This is a genomic window from Flavobacterium sp. GNP011 (assembly GCF_056428925.1).
This window is the reverse complement of record NZ_JBWJVJ010000003.1, coordinates 1-26,105: the sequence shown is the minus strand read 5'-3', so window position 1 is coordinate 26,105 and position 26,105 is coordinate 1. Positions and strand designations below refer to the sequence as shown.

Annotated in this window: 1 protein-coding gene and 1 pseudogene; both read right to left on the bottom strand. The window is 39.7% G+C overall.

The window, feature by feature from the left end:
- Window positions 1-23 precede the first annotated feature (23 nt).
- Window positions 24-24,920 carry a T9SS type B sorting domain-containing protein gene (locus tag AC061E_RS04020; RefSeq protein ID WP_478285116.1) on the bottom strand — a complete coding sequence of 8,299 codons (24,897 nt, stop codon included), beginning with the start codon at window positions 24,918-24,920 and terminating at the stop codon, window positions 24-26.
- A 148-nt stretch (window positions 24,921-25,068) separates the two neighbouring features.
- Window positions 25,069-26,105: pseudogene (locus tag AC061E_RS04015) on the bottom strand (PorP/SprF family type IX secretion system membrane protein); the annotation flags it as partial.

Below are 26,105 nucleotides of genomic sequence, written 5' to 3'. Positions count from 1 at the left end.
GAGAATATCTGTAGTTCCCTATATTATCTGTACAATGTGAAATGTCCAACAAATTCTCGAGGATCTTTAACATCTTTCAATCTAAGGATGTACCAGTAATCTCCCGAAGGTAATTCATTTCCGTTGTATTTACCGTTCCATGACTGACCTTCTCTGTATGTACCCAATTTACGACCGTATCTATCAAATACTTCAAAGATTAGATCTTTGTAATTGATTGTATTTGTTGGTGCCCAAGTATCATTGTTTCCGTCACCATTTGGTGTGAATACATTTGGAATCTTGATGTCAATGTATTCAAAGAAACGCGTAGCCGTGGCCGTACAACCATTAGCATCTGTTACAGTAACAGTGTAGTCACCAGATTTGTAGATAATAAAATTACTTTGAGTTCCTTGAGGCTCTCCGTTTAAGCTGTATTGGTAGTTACCAAAACCACCTGAAACAGTAGAAACAATTTCGTTCAATCCACCATCAGAAAGTACGATTGTGATTGGGTTTATTTGATCTACATCAAAGATTACTTGCTTAATACAACCGTTGGTATGTCTTACATCAACAGTATGTGTACCTGCGCTCAAGTTATTAAATACATTACTAACTTGGAACGCTGATCCATCTAGAGAGTAATCTAAATCTGCAGGTGCGTTTCCAGCAGCCACTGTAATGGTTACCGAATTAACTTGACTATTATTTACACAATCATAGTTTACCGTAGCTTTTGGATTTAATGTTACTGGTTGACCAAGTAAAATTGAAATATCACTTTCACAACCATTAGCATCACGAATGTAAACAATTTGTTCATTTCCTGATAAACCACTGAAATCAAACTGTGCTTGTGTAAGCGTTCCTGTGGTGTACGTTCCGTTTCTATTATTTAAACTTACACTGTAAGGAGCAACTCCTCCAGTAATGTTCAAGCTAAAAGCACCATCTGCATCTCCAGCACATACTTCTGGAACCGCACTGTTAGGAATTACATTAGCGAATACAGATCCTGGTTCTCTAATTTCTATTCCGGTTATGTATGCAAAACATCCATTTTCATCTTGTACAATGTAATCATAGAAACCTGGTTTTAAGTTATCAAATACATTCGATTCAAAGAACTGATTCAAATCTGGTGAAATTGCATACTTAATAATTCCAGTTCCTCCAGAAGCTGTAATTGTAATTCTACCATCTCCCTCTCCTGCACAAGTAATATTTGTAACTGCGTAAGATTGTGTAAGTGGTAATAACGGTTCAGTAATAGGTACAATACTAGAAGTTACCGCAGCACAATCTTGGCTTACTACACGTACTACATAATTTCCAGCAGGAATCTCTGTAAAGTTACCTGGTGTAGTTTGTGTTGGCACAAAAGTTAGTGGATTACCCGCACCATCTAAAAGTGTGTACACATAGTTACCTAAACCACCTTGAGCCAAAGCAACAATTACACCAGACCTGTCACCTGTACAATTAATCGTGGCATTTTGAATGTCCAATTCAAGGGTTAATGTAGGAACCTCTTCGATTTTAACATCGTTAGAGATGAAGCTTACACAACCGTTATTATCACGAATGTAGTAGCTATGCGTTCCTACAGGTACAGAGAATGTAGCTGTGTTACCTACCATTACTGTTGCAGTTGCAAAATTAGGGGTAGTGCTGTATGTATACGGTGCCGTTCCACCAGCAGCTGTAAGGGTAAGTCTGGCATCAGTAGCACATGTTTTGGCTGTAGCCAATGTTAAAGCTGCCGTTACTCTTGTTGGTTCGTTGATTACTATATTTGCTGAAGTCGTACTACACGTCCAAGAATCAGAAACTCGAACTTGATACGTACCAGCACCTAAATTGTTGAACGTATTAGAAATTTGTGGTCCATTAGTAGTAACCACACCAGCTGCATTAGTTCTAATCAAGGTATATAAATAACTTCCAGATCCGCCAGTAGGTCCTGTAGTTACCGTGATACTAGCACTTGTATCGTTAATACAAGAAACAAGAGTAGTACTAGGTACTGTTACAAAAGCAATAGGTGTAGGATTATTAAGAACTATAATTTCTGAGTTCACACATCCTTTACTGTCTCTCACATTTACAGTGTAAGAACCAGCAGTTAAGCCTGTGAATACCGTTTGGGTTCCATACGCCACACTTTGTGCTGGTGTAGGACCTAACAATTCAAATTGATAGCTTCCTGGCCAACCTCCTGTTGCTGCAACAGATATAGAACCATCATTATTACCCGTTACACAAGTAATCTCTGTATGGGTTTCGGTAATATCAAGTGCTGCTGCTGGTGCCGCAATTGTAAAGTTTTTTGTAACCGTACAATCTGGGGTTTGAGACAAGGTAGCACTTATTGTGTATGTTCCTGCTGCAAGACCTGTAAGAGTAATTGGTCCTGCGTTAGTAGCAGTACCACTACCTACATTTAAGCCCGCAGCATTTTGAAGCGTATAGCTAAAAGGTCCTGCATCATTACCATTTACTGGTGTTGTGGTGATCAAGCGATCTACTAGTGTTAGGGTAGCTGTTCCATTCGTATCATTCAAACACGTTACATCAGTAGTAGCGTTAACCACTAGATCAAAAGTGTTTGGATTGTTTACAAAATGAACCGTACGTATTTCGCAATTCGTATCTAAGTTGCGAACGGTAATGTTGTAATCCCCAATAGGTAAATTAGTAAATATACCATCAGTATTTGTTGTAGTTGCATATAGACCTGTTAAAGCTCCTGTAATTGGATCTTTGTACACAATAGTATATTCTAAATTAGTAGCAGTACCACCCATTGTAGTAACCGATACCGTAATATTTTCTAGAACGGCACAAGTAATAGGTCGATTAACAGCTACCGATACGGCATCAAGTGCTACGTAAGGTGCAATATTTATTGCAGTTGTAGTGCTACCCACACATCCACGATTATCAAATACGTTTACCGTATAGTTTCCGCCAGTAAGTACCGTTTCAGTATATACATTACTGTTTCCAAATTGTACGCGTGTGCCATTACGTAAAAACTCGTAATTCAAGTACGTTCCTGAACCTCCATTTACACCCGTTACTGTAATAGTAGCAAGATTGCTAATGTTACCTGAAGCACAACCAAACTGTACCACAGTTGGTGCTGGAACCGAAATTAATACTGGCTGATCAACAATTATCGATGCTGTAGCATCACAACCTCTACTTGAAATAACAGTTACTGTATACGTTCCTGCAACTAAATTATTAAACACATTAGAAGCTTGCGGCAATCCTCCGTTTAAGCTGTATAAGTATACTGGATTATCATTAATACCTGGTGCAGGAGTATCAAATGTCGCTGTAATCTTTCCATCATTGCCACCGTTGCAGGTTACATTGGTTTTATCTAATGCAAATCCAGTAACTAAAGTAGCTGCTTGTAAGTTTACCGGAACAAATACTTCACATAAAGTCGTTGTATCACGAACACCAATAGTGTGGTTTCCTGCCGCAACTGCGTTAAAAGCTGATACTGCTGCAAAAGAGCCACCATCAATATTGTACACAAAGTTTCCTGAACCTCCTGTAGTGCTTACCGTTATTTGTCCGTCACCGCCAGTACAAGATACTGGAATGTTAACGACTGGTGTTAAAATCAAAGGATTAACTATATTCACTACAGTACCTGCTGAAATACATCCATTTGCATCACGTACCGTAATGGTATAATTGCCTGGCGCATTTACTGTAATCACATTTCCAGTTTGGTAGTTGCTACCATCAGCACTGTATTTTAGTGCTGGACTAAAGCCAGATGCTGATACAGTAATGTTATACGTTCCTGTTGCACTTGGACACTGCGTAGCTACTGCTGAAGCAATGGTAGGATTAGCATCTAGTGATATTGTTTGTGGTTTGTTGATTGGACAACCATTTGCATCCATTACGTAAACAATCCAGTTCATATCGGCACCGTTGTTGGTGTCAACTACAAGCGAATTGCTCAAACCATAAGCAGTAACTGCTGGTGCTGGCGCTGTAGCTAGTGCTACCGCATACTTATAATCAGGGGTTCCACCTGTAGCCGTTACCGTAATCGTTGCAGTATCTACATTACAATTAATATTAGTAGCCGTGCTGTTAAAATCAAGTACTTGAGCAACATCAGCTATTGCAAATGGTGCATCAGCTGTACATCCTGTGGTAGTATCTACAACTTGTAGGCTATAATTTCCTGGTGCCAATGCTGTAAGGCTTACCGTGTTTCCAGTAATTACTGGGGAACCAGTACCTACTGTTAGTGTTGCCATATAACCAGCTGAATTACTTACCGTAAATGTTGCTGTTCCGTTATTGGTGTTAAAACAAGTTTCGTTTGTAATGGTTGCTACTGTTGCTGCAATGTTTACACGTGGAGCCACTGTGTACAATTCTTGGTACGTACAACCATTAGCATCTGTTACTTGGAACGTATAATCGCCTGCTGTCAAACCTGCAAAACTATTGGAACCAAAATTATTAATAACAGAAGGCGATAGCATTTGATATGTAAATGGACCCACACCTGCTGTTACACTGTTTATGATTACCGTACTTGTTGTACTTGTAGCTGGTGCACAATAAATCAATGAACCTGAAATATCCATATTTGTTGGTGGATCTAAGGCAATTACTGTAGTACCTACTGCTGTTGCAAAGGAACAACCGTTGGTATCTCTCACAATCACACTAACTGGTCCGGCTGTATTAGTCACAAACGTGTTGTTTGGTGTAAAGCCTTGGTTGTTGAAGTTGTATTGGTACGAACCATTTCCTCCGCTAGGTACAGCTGTTACTGTTGCTGCTTGAGTCGAATTACCTGTACCACAACTCAATGGTGTGGTTACGCTAATTGTAGCTGACACCACAAATGGCTGATTAATAACAATTGCTGTAGCTGCTGCTGATTGACATCCTTTAGCATCTGTAATTACAACCGTGTAAGATCCTGCTGGTAAACCACTGTAGTTTCCAGTAGCATCTCCAGTAGTGTTGAATCCTGTTCCGCTTAACGCGAAAGTAAATGGTGCCACGCCTGCAGTTGGGGTTACCGTAATGGTACCGTTACTGTCTCCGTTACAAGTAGCATCGGCAGCTACTGCTGTGAACGTTGGCGTTACTGGTGTAGTTACTTCAACCGTATTAGTCGTTACCGAACATGTAGCTGGGTTACTATCCGTAATTACAAATGAGTAGATTCCTACTGTTGTTGGGTTTACCGTATATATTGGACCTGTAACTCCTGTTGCAGCTGCTCCTGTTGGAATTCCTCCAACTAAGGTTTGAACTGTAAATGGAGCTATTCCTCCCGAAATAGTAACATCAACTCTAGCGGCGGTTGGAGATGAACAAGTTAAATCTTTAACTAACACCGCTCCGCCAATAAGTTGGTTTGTAATGGTATAATTTACAAAAGCTTCACAACCGTTGTCATCTTTAATTCCTAATACATAAGTTCCTGGTCCATTGAAGGTAGCTATAGAACTTGTTAAAGCCGTTCCGTTAAGCGTATATGCTTTAACACTATTATAAGTAGTTGTAATTGTATTTGGACTTAAATCCGCTGTCAATGGCGAACCTGTGTAACACTGTGCTGCTGGCGCTACAATAGTTGGAGCAGCATTGCTTACCACGGTTACATTTTGCATGCCTACGCAACCTTTGGCATCCATAACATAGACATCCCATGATAAAGCAGTCAAGTTAGTATCTACTGAAAGAACTGGATTGGTATTGTAAGCACCCATTGCTGGTGGTGTAACGGTTCCACCAGGAAGTACCGCATATTGATATGCGCCTGAACCGCCTGTTACTGCGCTTACGGTAATTTGTGAAATGTCTTGTGTACAGAACACTTTGGTAGCTGCTGTTGTGAAAGCTATTGGATTTGGCAACGTAATAGTAACTGCATCACTAGCTACACATAAAGTAGTGTTGTCTGTAACGGTTACTGTATATGTTCCTGCATTTAGGCCTGTTAACGTTATTACATCTCCCACTGGTGGCAATTGTGTAAATGGCAGTAAAGCTGGCACGCTAGTTACATTTATTGAATAATTACCTGTACTGCTAAATCCTGTTACCGTAAATCGAGCCGAACCATTATTTGTAGTTCCATTTGCTGGGTTACACGTAATATCGTTTACCAACGCGCCTACAATTGCAATGTTTACACGTGGTGCAACTGTGTACAATTCTTGGTACGTACAACCATTAGCATCTGTTACTTGGAACGTATAATCGCCTGCTGTCAAACCTGCAAAACTATTGGAACCAAAATTATTAATAACAGAAGGCGATAGCATTTGATATGTAAATGGACCCACACCTGCTGTTACACTGTTTATGATTACCGTACTTGTTGTACTTGTAGCTGGTGCACAATAAATCAATGAACCTGAAATATCCATATTTGTTGGTGGATCTAAGGCAATTACTGTAGTACCTACTGCTGTTGCAAAGGAACAACCGTTGGTATCTCTCACAATCACACTAACTGGTCCGGCTGTATTAGTCACAAACGTGTTGTTTGGTGTAAAGCCTTGGTTGTTGAAGTTGTATTGGTACGAACCATTTCCTCCGCTAGGTACAGCTGTTACTGTTGCTGCTTGAGTCGAATTACCTGTACCACAACTCAATGGTGTGGTTACGCTAATTGTAGCTGACACCACAAATGGCTGATTAATAACAATTGCTGTAGCTGCTGCTGATTGACATCCTTTAGCATCTGTAATTACAACCGTGTAAGATCCTGCTGGTAAACCACTGTAGTTTCCAGTAGCATCTCCAGTAGTGTTGAATCCTGTTCCGCTTAACGCGAAAGTAAATGGTGCCACGCCTGCAGTTGGGGTTACCGTAATGGTACCGTTACTGTCTCCGTTACAAGTAGCATCGGCAGCTACTGCTGTGAACGTTGGCGTTACTGGTGTAGTTACTTCAACCGTATTAGTCGTTACCGAACATGTAGCTGGGTTACTATCCGTAATTACAAATGAGTAGATTCCTACTGTTGTTGGGTTTACCGTATATATTGGACCTGTAACTCCTGTTGCAGCTGCTCCTGTTGGAATTCCTCCAACTAAGGTTTGAACTGTAAATGGAGCTATTCCTCCCGAAATAGTAACATCAACTCTAGCGGCGGTTGGAGATGAACAAGTTAAATCTTTAACTAACACCGCTCCGCCAATAAGTTGGTTTGTAATGGTATAATTTACAAAAGCTTCACAACCGTTGTCATCTTTAATTCCTAATACATAAGTTCCTGGTCCATTGAAGGTAGCTATAGAACTTGTTAAAGCCGTTCCGTTAAGCGTATATGCTTTAACACTATTATAAGTAGTTGTAATTGTATTTGGACTTAAATCCGCTGTCAATGGCGAACCTGTGTAACACTGTGCTGCTGGCGCTACAATAGTTGGAGCAGCATTGCTTACCACGGTTACATTTTGCATGCCTACGCAACCTTTGGCATCCATAACATAGACATCCCATGATAAAGCAGTCAAGTTAGTATCTACTGAAAGAACTGGATTGGTATTGTAAGCACCCATTGCTGGTGGTGTAACGGTTCCACCAGGAAGTACCGCATATTGATATGCGCCTGAACCGCCTGTTACTGCGCTTACGGTAATTTGTGAAATGTCTTGTGTACAGAACACTTTGGTAGCTGCTGTTGTGAAAGCTATTGGATTTGGCAACGTAATAGTAACTGCATCACTAGCTACACATAAAGTAGTGTTGTCTGTAACGGTTACTGTATATGTTCCTGCATTTAGGCCTGTTAACGTTATTACATCTCCCACTGGTGGCAATTGTGTAAATGGCAGTAAAGCTGGCACGCTAGTTACATTTATTGAATAATTACCTGTACTGCTAAATCCTGTTACCGTAAATCGAGCCGAACCATTATTTGTAGTTCCATTTGCTGGGTTACACGTAATATCGTTTACCAACGCGCCTACAATTGCAATGTTTACACGTGGTGCAACTGTGTACAATTCTTGGTACGTACAACCATTAGCATCTGTTACTTGGAACGTATAATCGCCTGCTGTCAAACCTGCAAAACTATTGGAACCAAAATTATTAATAACAGAAGGCGATAGCATTTGATATGTAAATGGACCCACACCTGCTGTTACACTGTTTATGATTACCGTACTTGTTGTACTTGTAGCTGGTGCACAATAAATCAATGAACCTGAAATATCCATATTTGTTGGTGGATCTAAGGCAATTACTGTAGTACCTACTGCTGTTGCAAAGGAACAACCGTTGGTATCTCTCACAATCACACTAACTGGTCCGGCTGTATTAGTCACAAACGTGTTGTTTGGTGTAAAGCCTTGGTTGTTGAAGTTGTATTGGTACGAACCATTTCCTCCGCTAGGTACAGCTGTTACTGTTGCTGCTTGAGTCGAATTACCTGTACCACAACTCAATGGTGTGGTTACGCTAATTGTAGCTGACACCACAAATGGCTGATTAATAACAATTGCTGTAGCTGCTGCTGATTGACATCCTTTAGCATCTGTAATTACAACCGTGTAAGATCCTGCTGGTAAACCACTGTAGTTTCCAGTAGCATCTCCAGTAGTGTTGAATCCTGTTCCGCTTAACGCGAAAGTAAATGGTGCCACGCCTGCAGTTGGGGTTACCGTAATGGTACCGTTACTGTCTCCGTTACAAGTAGCATCGGCAGCTACTGCTGTGAACGTTGGCGTTACTGGTGTAGTTACTTCAACCGTATTAGTCGTTACCGAACATGTAGCTGGGTTACTATCCGTAATTACAAATGAGTAGATTCCTACTGTTGTTGGGTTTACCGTATATATTGGACCTGTAACTCCTGTTGCAGCTGCTCCTGTTGGAATTCCTCCAACTAAGGTTTGAACTGTAAATGGAGCTATTCCTCCCGAAATAGTAACATCAACTCTAGCGGCGGTTGGAGATGAACAAGTTAAATCTTTAACTAACACCGCTCCGCCAATAAGTTGGTTTGTAATGGTATAATTTACAAAAGCTTCACAACCGTTGTCATCTTTAATTCCTAATACATAAGTTCCTGGTCCATTGAAGGTAGCTATAGAACTTGTTAAAGCCGTTCCGTTAAGCGTATATGCTTTAACACTATTATAAGTAGTTGTAATTGTATTTGGACTTAAATCCGCTGTCAATGGCGAACCTGTGTAACACTGTGCTGCTGGCGCTACAATAGTTGGAGCAGCATTGCTTACCACGGTTACATTTTGCATGCCTACGCAACCTTTGGCATCCATAACATAGACATCCCATGATAAAGCAGTCAAGTTAGTATCTACTGAAAGAACTGGATTGGTATTGTAAGCACCCATTGCTGGTGGTGTAACGGTTCCACCAGGAAGTACCGCATATTGATATGCGCCTGAACCGCCTGTTACTGCGCTTACGGTAATTTGTGAAATGTCTTGTGTACAGAACACTTTGGTAGCTGCTGTTGTGAAAGCTATTGGATTTGGCAACGTAATAGTAACTGCATCACTAGCTACACATAAAGTAGTGTTGTCTGTAACGGTTACTGTATATGTTCCTGCATTTAGGCCTGTTAACGTTATTACATCTCCCACTGGTGGCAATTGTGTAAATGGCAGTAAAGCTGGCACGCTAGTTACATTTATTGAATAATTACCTGTACTGCTAAATCCTGTTACCGTAAATCGAGCCGAACCATTATTTGTAGTTCCATTTGCTGGGTTACACGTAATATCGTTTACCAACGCGCCTACAATTGCAATTGGGGTTACTGGTACCACGGTGTACAATTCTTGGTACGTACAACCATTGTCGTCAGTTACTCGGAAAATGTAATCTCCCGGAGGTAAATTAGCAAAACTTGTTGGTGTACCACTTCCTGCGGTTGATTGCGTTGGATATAAAGTTGTTGCTACATTATTGAATTCAATAATATCAAAATCCAATGAACCTAAACCGCCTGTTGCCGTTACTTGAACCGTTGCTGTATTTGCTGGACAAGTTGGTGCAGTAGTAACTGCAAAAGTTAAATTAGTTGGCGGTGTTAAGGCTGGGGAAATTACATCTGGTAATGCAAGTGTACAACCATTAGCATCTTTTACACTTATTGTTGTAGTGGTAGCTACTGGACCGTTATTTACCGTAAAGGTATTATCACTAGTGTATGATAAACCATTAAAACTATAGGTATAACCTGTCCCTACAGTTGATGGAGTTCCTTGACTAGCAGTTACAGTAATTACAGTAGTGGTACTACAAGTGGTGTTTGCTGCTGCAGTAGCTGTAGCGGTAAGCAATGTTGGCTGTGCAATTGGTATTGAAGGAGAAGCCTGTAAACAACCTCTACCATTACGAACTGTAACCACATAATTCCCTACTGGTAAACCGGTATAAACACCCGAAGCATCTCCACTAGTGTTTGTAGTTGTACCTGAAAGTACATACGTATAAGGTCCTTCGCCTGAAGTTACAGTAACCGTAATGGTTCCGTCACTTCCTCCATTACAACTTACATCTTTCACTACAGGAGTAGCAATAATAGTAGCAGGAATTAGATCAATTGTAAATGTTGTCGTTGCAGTACATGTACCGTCATTTACTCCGAATGTATAATTTCCAGCATCTAAACCTGTAAAAATACCACTAGTTGCTCCCGTAGTATTTACAACTGGACCTGAAATAATAGTATAAGCATACGTTGTCGTTCCGCCAGTTGCTGTTACGGTTACTGTTGCATTTGGTGTAGGTAAGTTACAATCTAATACTTTAGTCAACTCAGGTTTTAACTGCAACTGAGGCAACACAGTATAATCTACAAAAGCTACACAACCATTGCCATCTTTGATGTACAATCTATACGTTCCAGCAGCATTGAACGTAAAAGTAGAACCATTTTGATACGCAACAGTATTTAAACTAGCAATAGGTTCCACTTTATAAGTTGCTGGTAAAATAGTAGCCGAAGCCGAAGCATTTGCAACTAAATCTATTGTAAATGGAGTACCATTGTAACAAATAGGTGTTGGAAGTGCTATTGTAGGTTCTAGATCTCTAGTCAAAACTCTTGCTATAGCTGGTTGAATACATCCAAAAGCATCTTTGGCAAATACATAATAAGTGTTTGCTACTAAATTACTGAAGGTATTTCCAGTTTGCCATCCTGCTGTTAAAGCAGTTGGGAGTGCATTGGTCGTATTGATTAAATACTCGTATGAACCAGCACCATCTCTAGCTTGTGCACTTATAACACCACCTTGATTACAATTTTCATTTGAAATAACAGTAGCTATAACTGATAAATTAATTGAAGATTCTTTAATCTCAAATGGGAAAGATGCTTTACAACCATTATTTACCCCACCATTTTCAATGTAAACAATATAATATTGACCTGCAGGTAATGAGCCTGGAGCTGGATAAGTAACTGTAAAAGGTGTTCCTCCTGAAACTGGCTGATTAATAACTCCTCCTACTGTTGAATTACTTTGCTGTCTAAATATTTGATAATCTATACTTGTTGCTGTATTTGTAAATCCAGATACTGTCATCGTTACACTTCCATCATTTGCACCAACACAGGTTACGTTATTACGAGTTAATGCAGCAGTAATTGTTGAAGCAGGGTTAATAGGAGTACCTGCAGTATTTACAAACAAACATCCCGTAACATTATCTCGTACAACAAAACTATAGGTAACCCCTGGAGTTAATCCTGTAAAATTGTATGAATACGGTCCATTATTTGCAGGATTAAATGTAGATGTATAAGGTGGAATATTACTATTCACAATTCCAAAATCATAACTGTTACCAAGTACTGGTGCTCCTACCGTAACGGTAGCTGTACCACCAGAAATACAATCAGGCGTAGTCACGTTAACAGCGATATTCAAAGAAGTTGGAGGCGAAGTCATTGTAATTTGCTTACTCAAACTACAACCATTTGCATCTACAACAGTAACGGTGTAAATACCAAAATCGATAATTGTAAATGTAAAATCTTCATTACTTGTTGCAACATATGGATTTGGTGTCACCACTGATCCAAAATTATTCGTTATAAAATATCTAAATGAGCCTGTTCCACCGCTTACATTAGCAACTGTTATAGAACCTAAAGTATTAGTACCCATAACACATTGAATTGGAACTCTAGATAAATCAAAATCAATTAAACCGGGCTCCGTAATCGTAATATTTTGGAAATCAGTACAACCTTTAGCATCTCTAATAGTTATGGTGTAGGTTCCTTGTGAAAGTCCTGTAAACGTATTTGAACTTTGGAAAGGACCTCCATTATTACTAAACTCAAATGGTGCTAAACCAAGTGAAGCGTTAAAACTTGCTCTTATTGCACCCGTATCATCACCATTACAATTGATAAATGCGGTTTGTGTGATACTTGTAATATCAGGTAAAATTGCTGTTGTTACAGGAATAGCCGCTGTAGTTGTATATGTACAACCTGTAGTAGTATCAGTAACTGTAAAAGTATAACTACCAGGCACACTTGTTGTGAAAACACCAGTAGTTGCTCCGGTTACATTTGTTGCTTCTGATGCAGGTGTCGTTATAGCATAAGTAAAACTTCCTGATCCACCTGTAGGTGTCACAGTGATTCTTGCAGGCTCATCACCTAGTACACACGTAATATCTTTGTTTAAAAAAGCATTTAGCGTTAACTGTGGTGCCACTATAATTGATGGCGCTGTTGCAATACAACCGTTTCCGTCAATCATTGTAACGGTATAAGTACCTGCTGTAGTTACTGTAAATGCATTGGTTGCTTGGTAAGAAGCACCATTATTAATACTGTAACGTATTGGAGTAATAATTCCAGCTGCTGGAGTTGTAGTGTTTGTAGCCGTAATAGTATATCCTCCTGGAGTTCCTAAACATCCTGTACCAGTTGCAGTGACTGTTGGTATTGGGTCAGATGCAATGGTTATTGGTAATATAAAAGTACAATTGTTGGCATCAATGATATGTGCAAACCAACTCGTACTTGTTGTTGGGTTTAAATTAGCGACATTACTTGTTCCATACGTTCCTGGAGTAGTACTTGAAGTAACAAATGAATATCTGTACGTTGAAGTTCCGCCAGTTGCTGTAACAGTAACACTAGCTGTAGGAAAATTACAATTGGCATTTACAGTAGTGTACGTTGCTGCTAATGCTTGAGCTGGTTGCGTAATTGTAACAGAAGTAGATGCAGTACAACTAGTAATATCGTCTGTGAAAACTACTGCATAGGTTCCTGCAGCTCTGTTGGTCAAGTCGAAAGTTCCTGCTGTTTGTCCAGTTGCTGTGGCAACACCATTTATAGTGTAGCTATAGCTTCCTGTTCCAAAACCACTCACTGTATAACGAATAGAACCTGTTGTGTTTCCATTACAATCAACATCAGTTAATTTAGTAGCCGTAGCTACTATTGGCGTTACTGGTGCCACAAAATACGACTCCGTATCGTAACATCCGTTGGCATCCGTTACTCTAAATACATAATTTCCAGATGTTAACCCTGCAAATATTCCCGTTGTAGCTCCTGATGTGTTGGTAACTGGACCAGAAACAATCGTGTAGCTTAAAGTACCTACTCCAGTACCCGCATTTACAGGAACGGTTACTGTACTCGTGGTTGCTGATATTGGCTGACAAAGAATTCGTGTACTCGTGATGGTTCCTATCACCGGATTATTTAAACGTAATAGAGTTCCACCTCCATTAACGGTACATCCTCTTGCGTCACGTACTTCATATGTATAAGGTACATCTGCCGTGGTGTTATTAATGGTTAAAACGTTATTATTGGTAAAAGCACCACCGTTAAAGCTGTAGGTATATGGAGTAGTTCCAGTACCTGAAGTTACATTTATAGTTACCGTTCCAGCTACTGGAGCATTAGAAGGGCTACACTCAAATGGTAATACATCAGCTGTTGCTGCCAATGCATTTGCTGGTTGCGTGATGTTAACAATGATAGAAGTATCACATTCTTTAGAATCACGTACATAAAAAGTATAGGTTCCTGCTGCTAAGCCTGAAAAAGTAGCACTTGGTCCAAATGTGATGTTGTCATCACTGTAGATGTATCCTCCTGAACCTCCTGAACCAATTAAAGTAACTGATCCGTCTGATCCACCATTACAACTTACATTAACTTGAGTGGCTATCGCTAAATTTGGATCTGATATCACATCAACCGTTGCAGTTGTAGTAGTTGTACAACCATTCGCATCAGTAATTGCAATTGTATAAGTACCTGCTACTGTTGGACTGTATGTAAATGTTGGCCCTGTAATTCCTGTTCCTGAATCAACTACAGCTGAACTACTATTTGTTATCGTATAATTATAATTGGCTTGTCCTCCATTAATAGTTGTAGTAATGATAGCATTTGGCGTAGCAGTACAATCTAAAGGTTTCGTTACAGCAGCATTAGCAGTTAATCGCTGTGCTACTGTTACTGCTGTTCCTGTAGATGGACAACCGTTTTTATCTTTCACAAAAACAGTATATGATCCTGGTGCTACGTTAAAAGTATTAGCAGCTTGGAAAGCTCCTGTAATTCCAGAAATTCCATACGTATAAGGTCCTAAAGGTCCGGATACTGGAGTTACTGTAATTGTAAATCCGCTTCCTGTTGCGGAACACTGATTTGGTACGGTTACTACTGGAGCTGCTGGTGCAGGATCTCCTGCTATGGTTACTGATGTACTTGTTGTACATCCGTTAGCGTCACGAACGTAAACCACCCAATTTAAAATAGTTCCATTATTGGTATCCACCGTTACCACATTGCTACTAGCAAAAGTAGTTGGTACCGTTACAGGCGTTGCTGGTACTGCTGCATAGCCGTAAGCCGTTGTTCCTCCTGATGCCGACACAGTTATTTGTGCATTATCGTTATTACAATTAAAGTTAGTTGCAACTGCACTAGTAATGGCTAATGGTGCTGCTGGCTGGTTGATGGTGATGGTTCCATCAGCCTCACAACCCGTTGCAGTATCTCTAACACGTACGGTATACGTACCTGCTGTTGCATTGCTTAGTGTAAGTACATTACCTGATTGGGTTAAACTTGCGGGAGGAATTGATCCTGCAATCACTGTAAAGGTATAAGCACCTGCATTTCCAGAAACAGTATACGTTCCTGATCCTGTACTTCCGCCTTGGCACAATACATCGCTGGTTTTATTAGCCGCAACGGCTATAGGCGTAACTGCTGCAACATTGTGTGATTCTGTATAATAACAACCATTGGCATCGGTTACTCTAAACGTGTAGTTTCCTGGTAATAAATTAGGGAAATTGGCCGCTAACGATGATCCTGTAGTGTTTATTGGACCAAAGTTACTAGCTGTTGTAGCTGAAGTCGTGCCTATGATTTCAAAACGTAAAGCTCCTACTCCATTTGTAGCCGTTACAATTACCGTTGTAGTGGTTGCTGTACACGTTACTGCTGCATTGCTAAAAGCTAAATCAGTTGGTGAATTTAATGGTTGTAACGTAATGATTTGAACTGGTGATAAACAACCGTTTGCATCTCTAACCACTACTCGAATGGTTTGAACGCTGCCATTATTATTTACAACCAATGTATTGCTTGGTCCAAAATCAACACCGTTATTATAACTGTAGGTATAGACTCCAGTTCCTCCTGTAGGCGCAACCGTAATAGTAGCCGATTGAGGTACGTTAGTAGGACTACAACTAAATGCTGTTGCACTTGCGTTTGGTACAATGGCCGCAGGCTGTGTCAGTGTGATCGAACCACTTACAGAAACGCAACTGTTACTATCCCTTACTTGATAAGAATAAGGCGTGTTAGCGCTTAAACCGGTGTAAGTTGTAGTTGTTGAAAATCCACTTCCGTTAAAATTATATAAGTATCCACCTGATCCTCCTGAACCTGCTAAGGTAACTGCTCCATTGGCACCACCAAAACAAGAAACTTGGGTTGGAGTTGCAACAACCGTTGGGTTGGTAATAGCAGCAACCGTTGCTGATGCAGTAGTTGTACAACCATTCGCATCAGTAATTGCAATTGTATAAGTACCTGCTACTGTTGGACTGTATGTAAATGTTGGCCCTGTAATTCCTGTTCCTGAATCAACTACAGCTGAACTACTATTTGTTATCGTATAATTATAATTGGCTTGTCCTCCATTAATAGTTGTAGTAATGATAGCATTTGGCGTAGCAGTACAATCTAAAGGTTTCGTTACAGCAGCATTAGCAGTTAATCGCTGTGCTACTGTTACTGCTGTTCCTGTAGATGGACAACCGTTTTTATCTTTCACAAAAACAGTATATGATCCTGGTGCTACGTTAAAAGTATTAGCAGCTTGGAAAGCTCCTGTAATTCCAGAAATTCCATACGTATAAGGTCCTAAAGGTCCGGATACTGGAGTTACTGTAATTGTAAATCCGCTTCCTGTTGCGGAACACTGATTTGGTACGGTTACTACTGGAGCTGCTGGTGCAGGATCTCCTGCTATGGTTACTGATGTACTTGTTGTACATCCGTTAGCGTCACGAACGTAAACCACCCAATTTAAAATAGTTCCATTATTGGTATCCACCGTTACCACATTGCTACTAGCAAAAGTAGTTGGTACCGTTACAGGCGTTGCTGGTACTGCTGCATAGCCGTAAGCCGTTGTTCCTCCTGATGCCGACACAGTTATTTGTGCATTATCGTTATTACAATTAAAGTTAGTTGCAACTGCACTAGTAATGGCTAATGGTGCTGCTGGCTGGTTGATGGTGATGGTTCCATCAGCCTCACAACCCGTTGCAGTATCTCTAACACGTACGGTATACGTACCTGCTGTTGCATTGCTTAGTGTAAGTACATTACCTGATTGGGTTAAACTTGCGGGAGGAATTGATCCTGCAATCACTGTAAAGGTATAAGCACCTGCATTTCCAGAAACAGTATACGTTCCTGATCCTGTACTTCCGCCTTGGCACAATACATCGCTGGTTTTATTAGCCGCAACGGCTATAGGCGTAACTGCTGCAACATTGTGTGATTCTGTATAATAACAACCATTGGCATCGGTTACTCTAAACGTGTAGTTTCCTGGTAATAAATTAGGGAAATTGGCCGCTAACGATGATCCTGTAGTGTTTATTGGACCAAAGTTACTAGCTGTTGTAGCTGAAGTCGTGCCTATGATTTCAAAACGTAAAGCTCCTACTCCATTTGTAGCCGTTACAATTACCGTTGTAGTGGTTGCTGTACACGTTACTGCTGCATTGCTAAAAGCTAAATCAGTTGGTGAATTTAATGGTTGTAACGTAATGATTTGAACTGGTGATAAACAACCGTTTGCATCTCTAACCACTACTCGAATGGTTTGAACGCTGCCATTATTATTTACAACCAATGTATTGCTTGGTCCAAAATCAACACCGTTATTATAACTGTAGGTATAGACTCCAGTTCCTCCTGTAGGCGCAACCGTAATAGTAGCCGATTGAGGTACGTTAGTAGGACTACAACTAAATGCTGTTGCACTTGCGTTTGGTACAATGGCCGCAGGCTGTGTCAGTGTGATCGAACCACTTACAGAAACGCAACTGTTACTATCCCTTACTTGATAAGAATAAGGCGTGTTAGCGCTTAAACCGGTGTAAGTTGTAGTTGTTGAAAATCCACTTCCGTTAAAATTATATAAGTATCCACCTGATCCTCCTGAACCTGCTAAGGTAACTGCTCCATTGGCACCACCAAAACAAGAAACTTGGGTTGGAGTTGCAACAACCGTTGGGTTGGTAATAGCAGCAACCGTTGCTGATGCAGTAGTTGTACAACCATTCGCATCAGTAATTGCAATTGTATAAGTACCTGCTACTGTTGGACTGTATGTAAATGTTGGCCCTGTAATTCCTGTTCCTGAATCAACTACAGCTGAACTACTATTTGTTATCGTATAATTATAATTGGCTTGTCCTCCATTAATAGTTGTAGTAATGATAGCATTTGGCGTAGCAGTACAATCTAAAGGTTTCGTTACAGCAGCATTAGCAGTTAATCGCTGTGCTACTGTTACTGCTGTTCCTGTAGATGGACAACCGTTTTTATCTTTCACAAAAACAGTATATGATCCTGGTGCTACGTTAAAAGTATTAGCAGCTTGGAAAGCTCCTGTAATTCCAGAAATTCCATACGTATAAGGTCCTAAAGGTCCGGATACTGGAGTTACTGTAATTGTAAATCCGCTTCCTGTTGCGGAACACTGATTTGGTACGGTTACTACTGGAGCTGCTGGTGCAGGATCTCCTGCTATGGTTACTGATGTACTTGTTGTACATCCGTTAGCGTCACGAACGTAAACCACCCAATTTAAAATAGTTCCATTATTGGTATCCACCGTTACCACATTGCTACTAGCAAAAGTAGTTGGTACCGTTACAGGCGTTGCTGGTACTGCTGCATAGCCGTAAGCCGTTGTTCCTCCTGATGCCGACACAGTTATTTGTGCATTATCGTTATTACAATTAAAGTTAGTTGCAACTGCACTAGTAATGGCTAATGGTGCTGCTGGCTGGTTGATGGTGATGGTTCCATCAGCCTCACAACCCGTTGCAGTATCTCTAACACGTACGGTATACGTACCTGCTGTTGCATTGCTTAGTGTAAGTACATTACCTGATTGGGTTAAACTTGCGGGAGGAATTGATCCTGCAATCACTGTAAAGGTATAAGCACCTGCATTTCCAGAAACAGTATACGTTCCTGATCCTGTACTTCCGCCTTGGCACAATACATCGCTGGTTTTATTAGCCGCAACGGCTATAGGCGTAACTGCTGCAACATTGTGTGATTCTGTATAATAACAACCATTGGCATCGGTTACTCTAAACGTGTAGTTTCCTGGTAATAAATTAGGGAAATTGGCCGCTAACGATGATCCTGTAGTGTTTATTGGACCAAAGTTACTAGCTGTTGTAGCTGAAGTCGTGCCTATGATTTCAAAACGTAAAGCTCCTACTCCATTTGTAGCCGTTACAATTACCGTTGTAGTGGTTGCTGTACACGTTACTGCTGCATTGCTAAAAGCTAAATCAGTTGGTGAATTTAATGGTTGTAACGTAATGATTTGAACTGGTGATAAACAACCGTTTGCATCTCTAACCACTACTCGAATGGTTTGAACGCTGCCATTATTATTTACAACCAATGTATTGCTTGGTCCAAAATCAACACCGTTATTATAACTGTAGGTATAGACTCCAGTTCCTCCTGTAGGCGCAACCGTAATAGTAGCCGATTGAGGTACGTTAGTAGGACTACAACTAAATGCTGTTGCACTTGCGTTTGGTACAATTGGTGTTGGATTTATAATCGTTACTTGCGTTGGCGTAGACTCACAACCTTTGCTGTCAATTACTTTAATATCATAAGTACCTGCAGCTAAACTGGTAAACTGGCTGGTAGCTTGCGTCGTATAAGCAGTAGCCGTACTTAATTTTATAGCATAAGTATAAGTAGTAGTAAATCCTCCAGAAGGGGTAACAGTAATTGTTCCGTTATTCAATCCGTTGCACGTAATGTCTGTTTTTGCAGTAATATGTGATGGAGTTGTTTTTGGTGTTACTACAATAGGATTACTTGTTGCAGGACAACCACGGCTGTCTGTCACCGTGAATACATAGCTACCCGCTTGTGTGGCAGTGTATGGGAATGAAGTCACTGCAGTGGAAGTTCCTGAATTATAAGAAACACTGTAGGTATAAGTTGGGCCGTATCCGTTTGTAATAACTGGATTACCAATAGAGGCATCAACTAAACACGTTAAATCATTGATTAAACTTACATTGAAAGCAATCTGTGGAGCAATAACTATATTAGAAATTGTTGATGTACAATTGTTACTGTCAGTTACTAAAACGGTGTGACTTCCTGGCCCAACATTAGCAAAAGAATAAGAAGTTGCTACTGAACTCACGCCTGCATTGCTGTCTAATTGATAGGTATAAGGACCTACTCCACCCGAAACATTTACAACTAGAGTAGCTGGATCCGCAGTGGTATAGCAATAATCTGTGGTAGTAGCCAGTACAGCATTAACAGCAGGAGAAGCTAAAACGGATACTGTAACTCCTGTTGGGTTAGTACAGCCATTTGCATCTCTTACAAATACCGTATAATCTCCCGCTGGTACGTTGACAAAATCTCTACTAGTATTAAAAGCGGTAATTACAGTAGTACCGTTGGCCGCACGCAATTCATATTGATAGGCTGGAGTTCCTCCTCCGCCAGTTGCACGTATGGTTGCTCCTGTGGTACAAGTTGCCGGAGTAAGTATTGCTGCAGCAGCTGTAACAGCAGTAGGCGCAGTGATGTTTACTGTAAATGATTTAGAGCAAGCCGTAACTGCAGAACCTACAGGACGAACCAAAACACTATAAGAATTAACACCCAAGGTATTAATTACTACAGGAGAAGTTAACTGGGCAGTACTCCATGCACCACCATTATTTAATGAATATTCAAAACCAGTAGTGGCATCAAAATTTTGAGCCGTGATGGTAAATCCGCCATCAGCACCTCCTGCACAAGACACATTGCGTTGTCCATTAACTTGAGCTTCAAACGCACGACCTGTAGGTACTTCGATAGTAAAATCTCTAGTAGAAATACAAGTACGCGGTAATTGATAAACACTAATATCATCAATAGCAAGATCGTTACCATTGATAACAGTACTATTTGAGACAATTTGGAAATTTAAAGATGTATTGTTACCTGGATTTAAAGTAAAAACGGTTCCTCCTGCTAAATCCGTTGAAGAATGCCAAATTTCATCTCTTGGAATACTTGGCATCACCTGAGAAGCTATAACACTTCCTCCAACAGATAATTGAATAGTAAGTTGTGGTGATGGTAAATTATTAGTACTCTTTAATAAATTTAACATGTACAAAGACACATTTATTGGCTGATTCGGTATAACATCGTTTATTGGCATACTATATAACACAGCACCTACTGGAATGGCTGAACCAATATTTACAGCAAAAAATCTTCCATCTGTGATTGATGGGGTATTGTTTAAAACCTTAGTGTGATCTTGTGGTAAAATCCAATTAAAACTATCAAAATGGTCTGGGTGTAATGCACTAGTTACCACATAATCTCCATCATTCATCAACCATGGTCGCCAATCAGCAGGGATACGAATACAATCAGGGACATTATCTTGTTTTTCCCAACAGTAAGCAGCGTTAATACCCGGTGAAGTAGTATCAGCACCTCTTCCAAAATTTTCATTCAATAAATTACTGAATGTTGTTACGGTATTCAAATTATACTCTACTCTTACAGCGTGAGTTCCTGGGGTAACGTTTAGAAAAACATTACTTGGGGTGTTTGTATTTCTTACTCCATCAATAAAATAGTCATATGTATAACTTATACCACCAGGATTATTAACCGTTACTGTACTTGTTGCTGTACCATCACAATTAAAATCAACAGGAGTAGCTACATTAATTGCCGGTGCAGGTGGAGCTGAATCAACCGTAACAGGAGCTTGAAAAATACAATTGTTTCGGTCTCTTACATACAAAATATAACTGCCTGGCAATTTCAAAGCATTATTTACAGTGGTCCAAGATCCTTGGTTGTCAAAACTAAACTCATATGGCGCAACTCCTCCTTGCGGATTCGTGATACGCACTCTTCCTTCTCCATTTGGTCCACAACCTGCTAATTCAGATACTCCTGCAGATGCGGTTAGCGCTGCTGCTGGTTGGGTAATGATAATAGTTCTCATAGGCTCCACGCAATCTACCCCATTTAAAGTATATTTTAAGATGGTATTGTAAGTCCCTGCAGCTAAACCAGAAATTAGTCCTGAAGTTAAATAATTTAAACCATTATCAATACTATAGGTTACGGTATACCCATTGTCAGCAGTCATATTAAAATTAATAACACCAGTGGTATCACCATAACAATTTACATTTGTACCTACTGTGTTGTACACTGGTGTAGGAACTCTTGCAACAGTTATAGAGGTTGTGGTTCTACAGCCGTTTGCATCTATAATCAATATATCATATAATCCCGCAGTAGGCGTATTTATTTGATAAGCAAATTGTGGAGTAGTAGCCCCATTTACATATATAGCATAAGGTAAAGTTCCTCCTACTGGTGCAACGGTAATCTCACCTGATTCACAAGTAAGAGATTTAGTAAGGCTAACTGTTGCTGTTAAGATATCTGGCTCTCTTATTTCTATAGATCCAGTCCCACGACAACCATCCTCTGTTGTAACTTCATAGGTGTAAGTACCTGCCGTTAAATTAGGGAAATCAAAAAAGTTACTATTAGTTAAAATAGAAGAGTTTACAATAGTTCCATTCCTTCTTAAGATATATGAATATTGTCCTCGCACATCATTAGCAGCTAATCTTATGGTTCCACGATCTCCATTACAAAGGGGTTGCGTTACAAACTCACTAACCGTGAAATTACGTCTTCTAACATCAATACCTGGTACCGAAAACAAACATGGATTTGTTACCACACCTTGTTGTCTGATATAAACGGTGTAAGCTCCAGGAGTAGAAATTGGAAATACATTACTGGTTTGAAATGGACCTGCTGCATTTAAACTAAATTCATAACCCGTAACAGGAACACCCCCCACCGTAATTTGTCCTGTGGTATTACAAATTATATCTCTAGAATTTGCAGTTGGATCTAATAAGTTTTTAAAAACATTAAAATAAAAGATATTAAAACATCCTCCTGCATAATTAAATACCACCCTAAATTGCCCTGAAGTATCGGCAGTATAATTCTGTCCTGAAGCTACTGTGGTCCAAGTACAACTGGTTTGTTCATTGGCACAATCATCTGAACCCACGGGAGGACAACTGGCTTCGTTCAAGCGTTGCCATTGAATGGAAATAGCATCGGAAACTCCTGTAGTGATTAAACGGCTGGCATTGGCTCCACACAAAAATATTTTAGGTAAAAGTTTACCGTTGTTAGGACAGGTTACTGTTTGTGTAGCAAAAGGAATTACAGGATTAGTAACTGCTGAACCTGCAGGAGAAACCGTAACCACTTGACGTATGGTTCTACACGGAGCAGTAGCAAAATTAGTTACATAATACGTTCCCGTTTGTGTTACTGTAATAGATTGCGTAGTTCCTATAACTGGAGTTCCAGTTGAACTAGTTGACCAAGAATAAGCATCGTATCCGTTGGCTGCAGTTAGTACTACACTGGCACCACACAACTGGTAATTTCTTGTGTATATACAATCATCAAGACCTACCAAGAAATTGGTTGGAGCTGGAGTTCCTAAAAAACAAGCTCCAAAAGTAGCTAAACTTCTTTGATCGTCAACCCTAATACCACTGGCTTCTCCTTGATAATCAGCAAATGCTTGATTTTGAATTGAATTAGAACATACATCACTTAATTCATTACATTCTGTTACTACACGAACTTTAAAACGTATTCTGTATCTAGGTGCACTAACTACGACTAAATTTTTAGGAACTGTAAAAACAATAGTTCTTGTTGCAGCGGTATAAACATAAGTAATTCCAGAATTATTAGGTACTACAATGTCATTTGGATCAAAATTGATATTTATAGGTAATATATCAGTAATAGTAAAATTTTCGGCATTATCGTTTCCTATATTTTGAAAACCAATTGCATAATGCAATTCTTGACCTCTAGTTACACTTTGATTACCAACATCGTTGGTTAAAGAGGCATCACTAAACACCTGCTTGGTCAAAACAATGTTTGGCGCAATAATATCTAAGGCAATAGCATTAAAGTAATAAAAATACACATCTTGACTGCTCCTGAGACCTATGGTTGCATTGATGTCGTTATTTTTGATTATTACATTTCCATTGTTAGGTATATTCAAAATACCCGCATCATAACCCAGCGTATTGGAGCTGTTGGGGGTTCTATTGAGATAATTTTCAGTGGTCCCTGTTGCTGGGTCAATAAAAGTTACTGAGCTATTAAAAAAGTTATTGTTAGGACGAATATCGGTTGGTACACTATTTGCAGCTGATAAAAGAGTACCATTTATAGAAAGGTTATCTCCTGCAATATTACCATCACCCTCTAAAGCGGAGAAAGCAAATTTACCTCGAACTGGGCCCGCTGGGATTGTTCTAAAATTAGTAACTGCAATATCTAGGTTCACCGTACTACTTATCGCACTAAATCCATCGTAAGAAGTGATGGATTTTGCAGGCAGTTTAGGATCTTCATATACAATGTATAAAGACCAACCTGCCGAAAGTCCTGTACCACCATTTGTACCTTGAGCTGTAGAAACGTTTGCTAATGTATAAGTCCCCTCTGGATTTGGATTACCGGTTCCAGTCACTAAGCTAGTAACATCAGCCACACAGGCATATGGCAAACTGGTTCCTATAGGTGTAGTTGAATTATGAATAACGGTTCCTACAACATCATTGTAACCTCCTGTTGGCATTCTAAATCTCACATTGGTTACCGGAGTAGTTCCTTGTGTTACAGCACCCCAATATAAAGCAGCGTATACAATTTTATAACAAGGCGCAGAAGTAGCAACGGGATTTGGAACAACTAGATTAGCACTACTAGAATTAAAAATTCCTGGAGTAGCCCCATTATCAATGTTGATGTACTCCATACTAAAAGATGAATTTAAACCAGTGCCATTGTATGCGTTGTTGGGTCTTCTATTATTCCCATCGTTGCGGTTCAAAATACTATTACCAATCAGTAACATATCCCCTTTGATGTCTTGATCAAATCGACGTGTAAAAGGAACTACGTTTTGAGAAATAGACAAAAAACTTTGCAAAAACATAAAAGTAAGTAGGATTACTTTTAAAAAAGTAGTTTTTTTCATGGCTGTGGTATTTGATAAAGTATCAATCTAGTGCTCTGGGGAAAGCTACTAGACTGATTCTTCGAATTTATTTTTAAATTCCAATTTAATATGTTCTAACGGTAGTTAATTTGTTCTACTAACCAAAGATCCCAATCTTCATTTACGATTAATTTTCAACTTTTATAACTACCATTTTTGCATTGTACGGCTTACTTCCTCTTGACTCAATTGTTTTAGTTGCCTCATCCAAATTATCAAAACGTGTGGTATAAATGAAATAATTAGAAGACTTCACGTCAAAGAAGAAATTCACCTTATTTTCACCTGCTGCAACCGTTTTGGTTAAGAAAGCATCACGTTTTGCAACGTCTGCATGAACCGCATATACTATATAATATCCTGTTTCAACATTTTTAATGTTCTTGATAATCTGCATGTTCAACTGCTCGTTACCAAAATCAAAATCTTCTGGTTTCAATGGTGTTGCACTGATTTTAGTAGTCTCCTTAATACGTTTTAAGGTTTCCTGATCTTTGGCAAAACGATCGTCTTCATTTTGGAAATTCGCACGCTTGATACGGCGTTTTTTCTCTATTTCTGTATCTACTTTAATTTGTTCTAATGTGGCTAACAAGTTTTTGTTAGACAACTCCGCTTTCGCTTGCTCTGCTTTTAATTGCTCTATACTTTGCAAGTAGCTTAAAGTAAGGGCATCGTTCTTGTTTGGCACTTTTTTAATTCGCTCCTCATACAATGCCTTAAAGTTACTCAATAATTGATTCTGATTTTGATTTACTATTGCAATTTCTGCTTTTAAGTTATCAAGCTCAGCATTTTGAGCAGCAGCACTCTTAAACGGTTTTGGCGCACTTGCAATTCCTTTATCACTTAAATCGTTTTCCGTTTTTAAATCCTGAAGTTCTTTTTCTTTCAGTTTTACTTTCTCGTTCAATTGAGATAATAATTGTTGCTGAGTTTTACCTGCTATGTCAAGAGTTTCTGCAATTTTATCCATTGATTTAGAATTTTCATCCTTTGGCTTATTCAAAGCAGCCAACTTAGCTTGCGCTTCTGCATCTGCTTTCGCTTTAGCGTCGGCAGCTAATTTCAGTTTTGCAGCTTCTGCATCTGCTTTAGCTTTGGCATCAGCAGCTTGTTTGGCCGCTTCTGCATCTGCTTTTGCTTTAGCATCGGCAGCTAATT

Excerpts from the sequence above, each read along its gene's own strand:
- AC061E_RS04020 (WP_478285116.1), bottom strand. The coding sequence starts at position 24,920 with ATGAAAAAAACTACTTTTTTAAAAGTAATCCTACTTACTTTTATGTTT.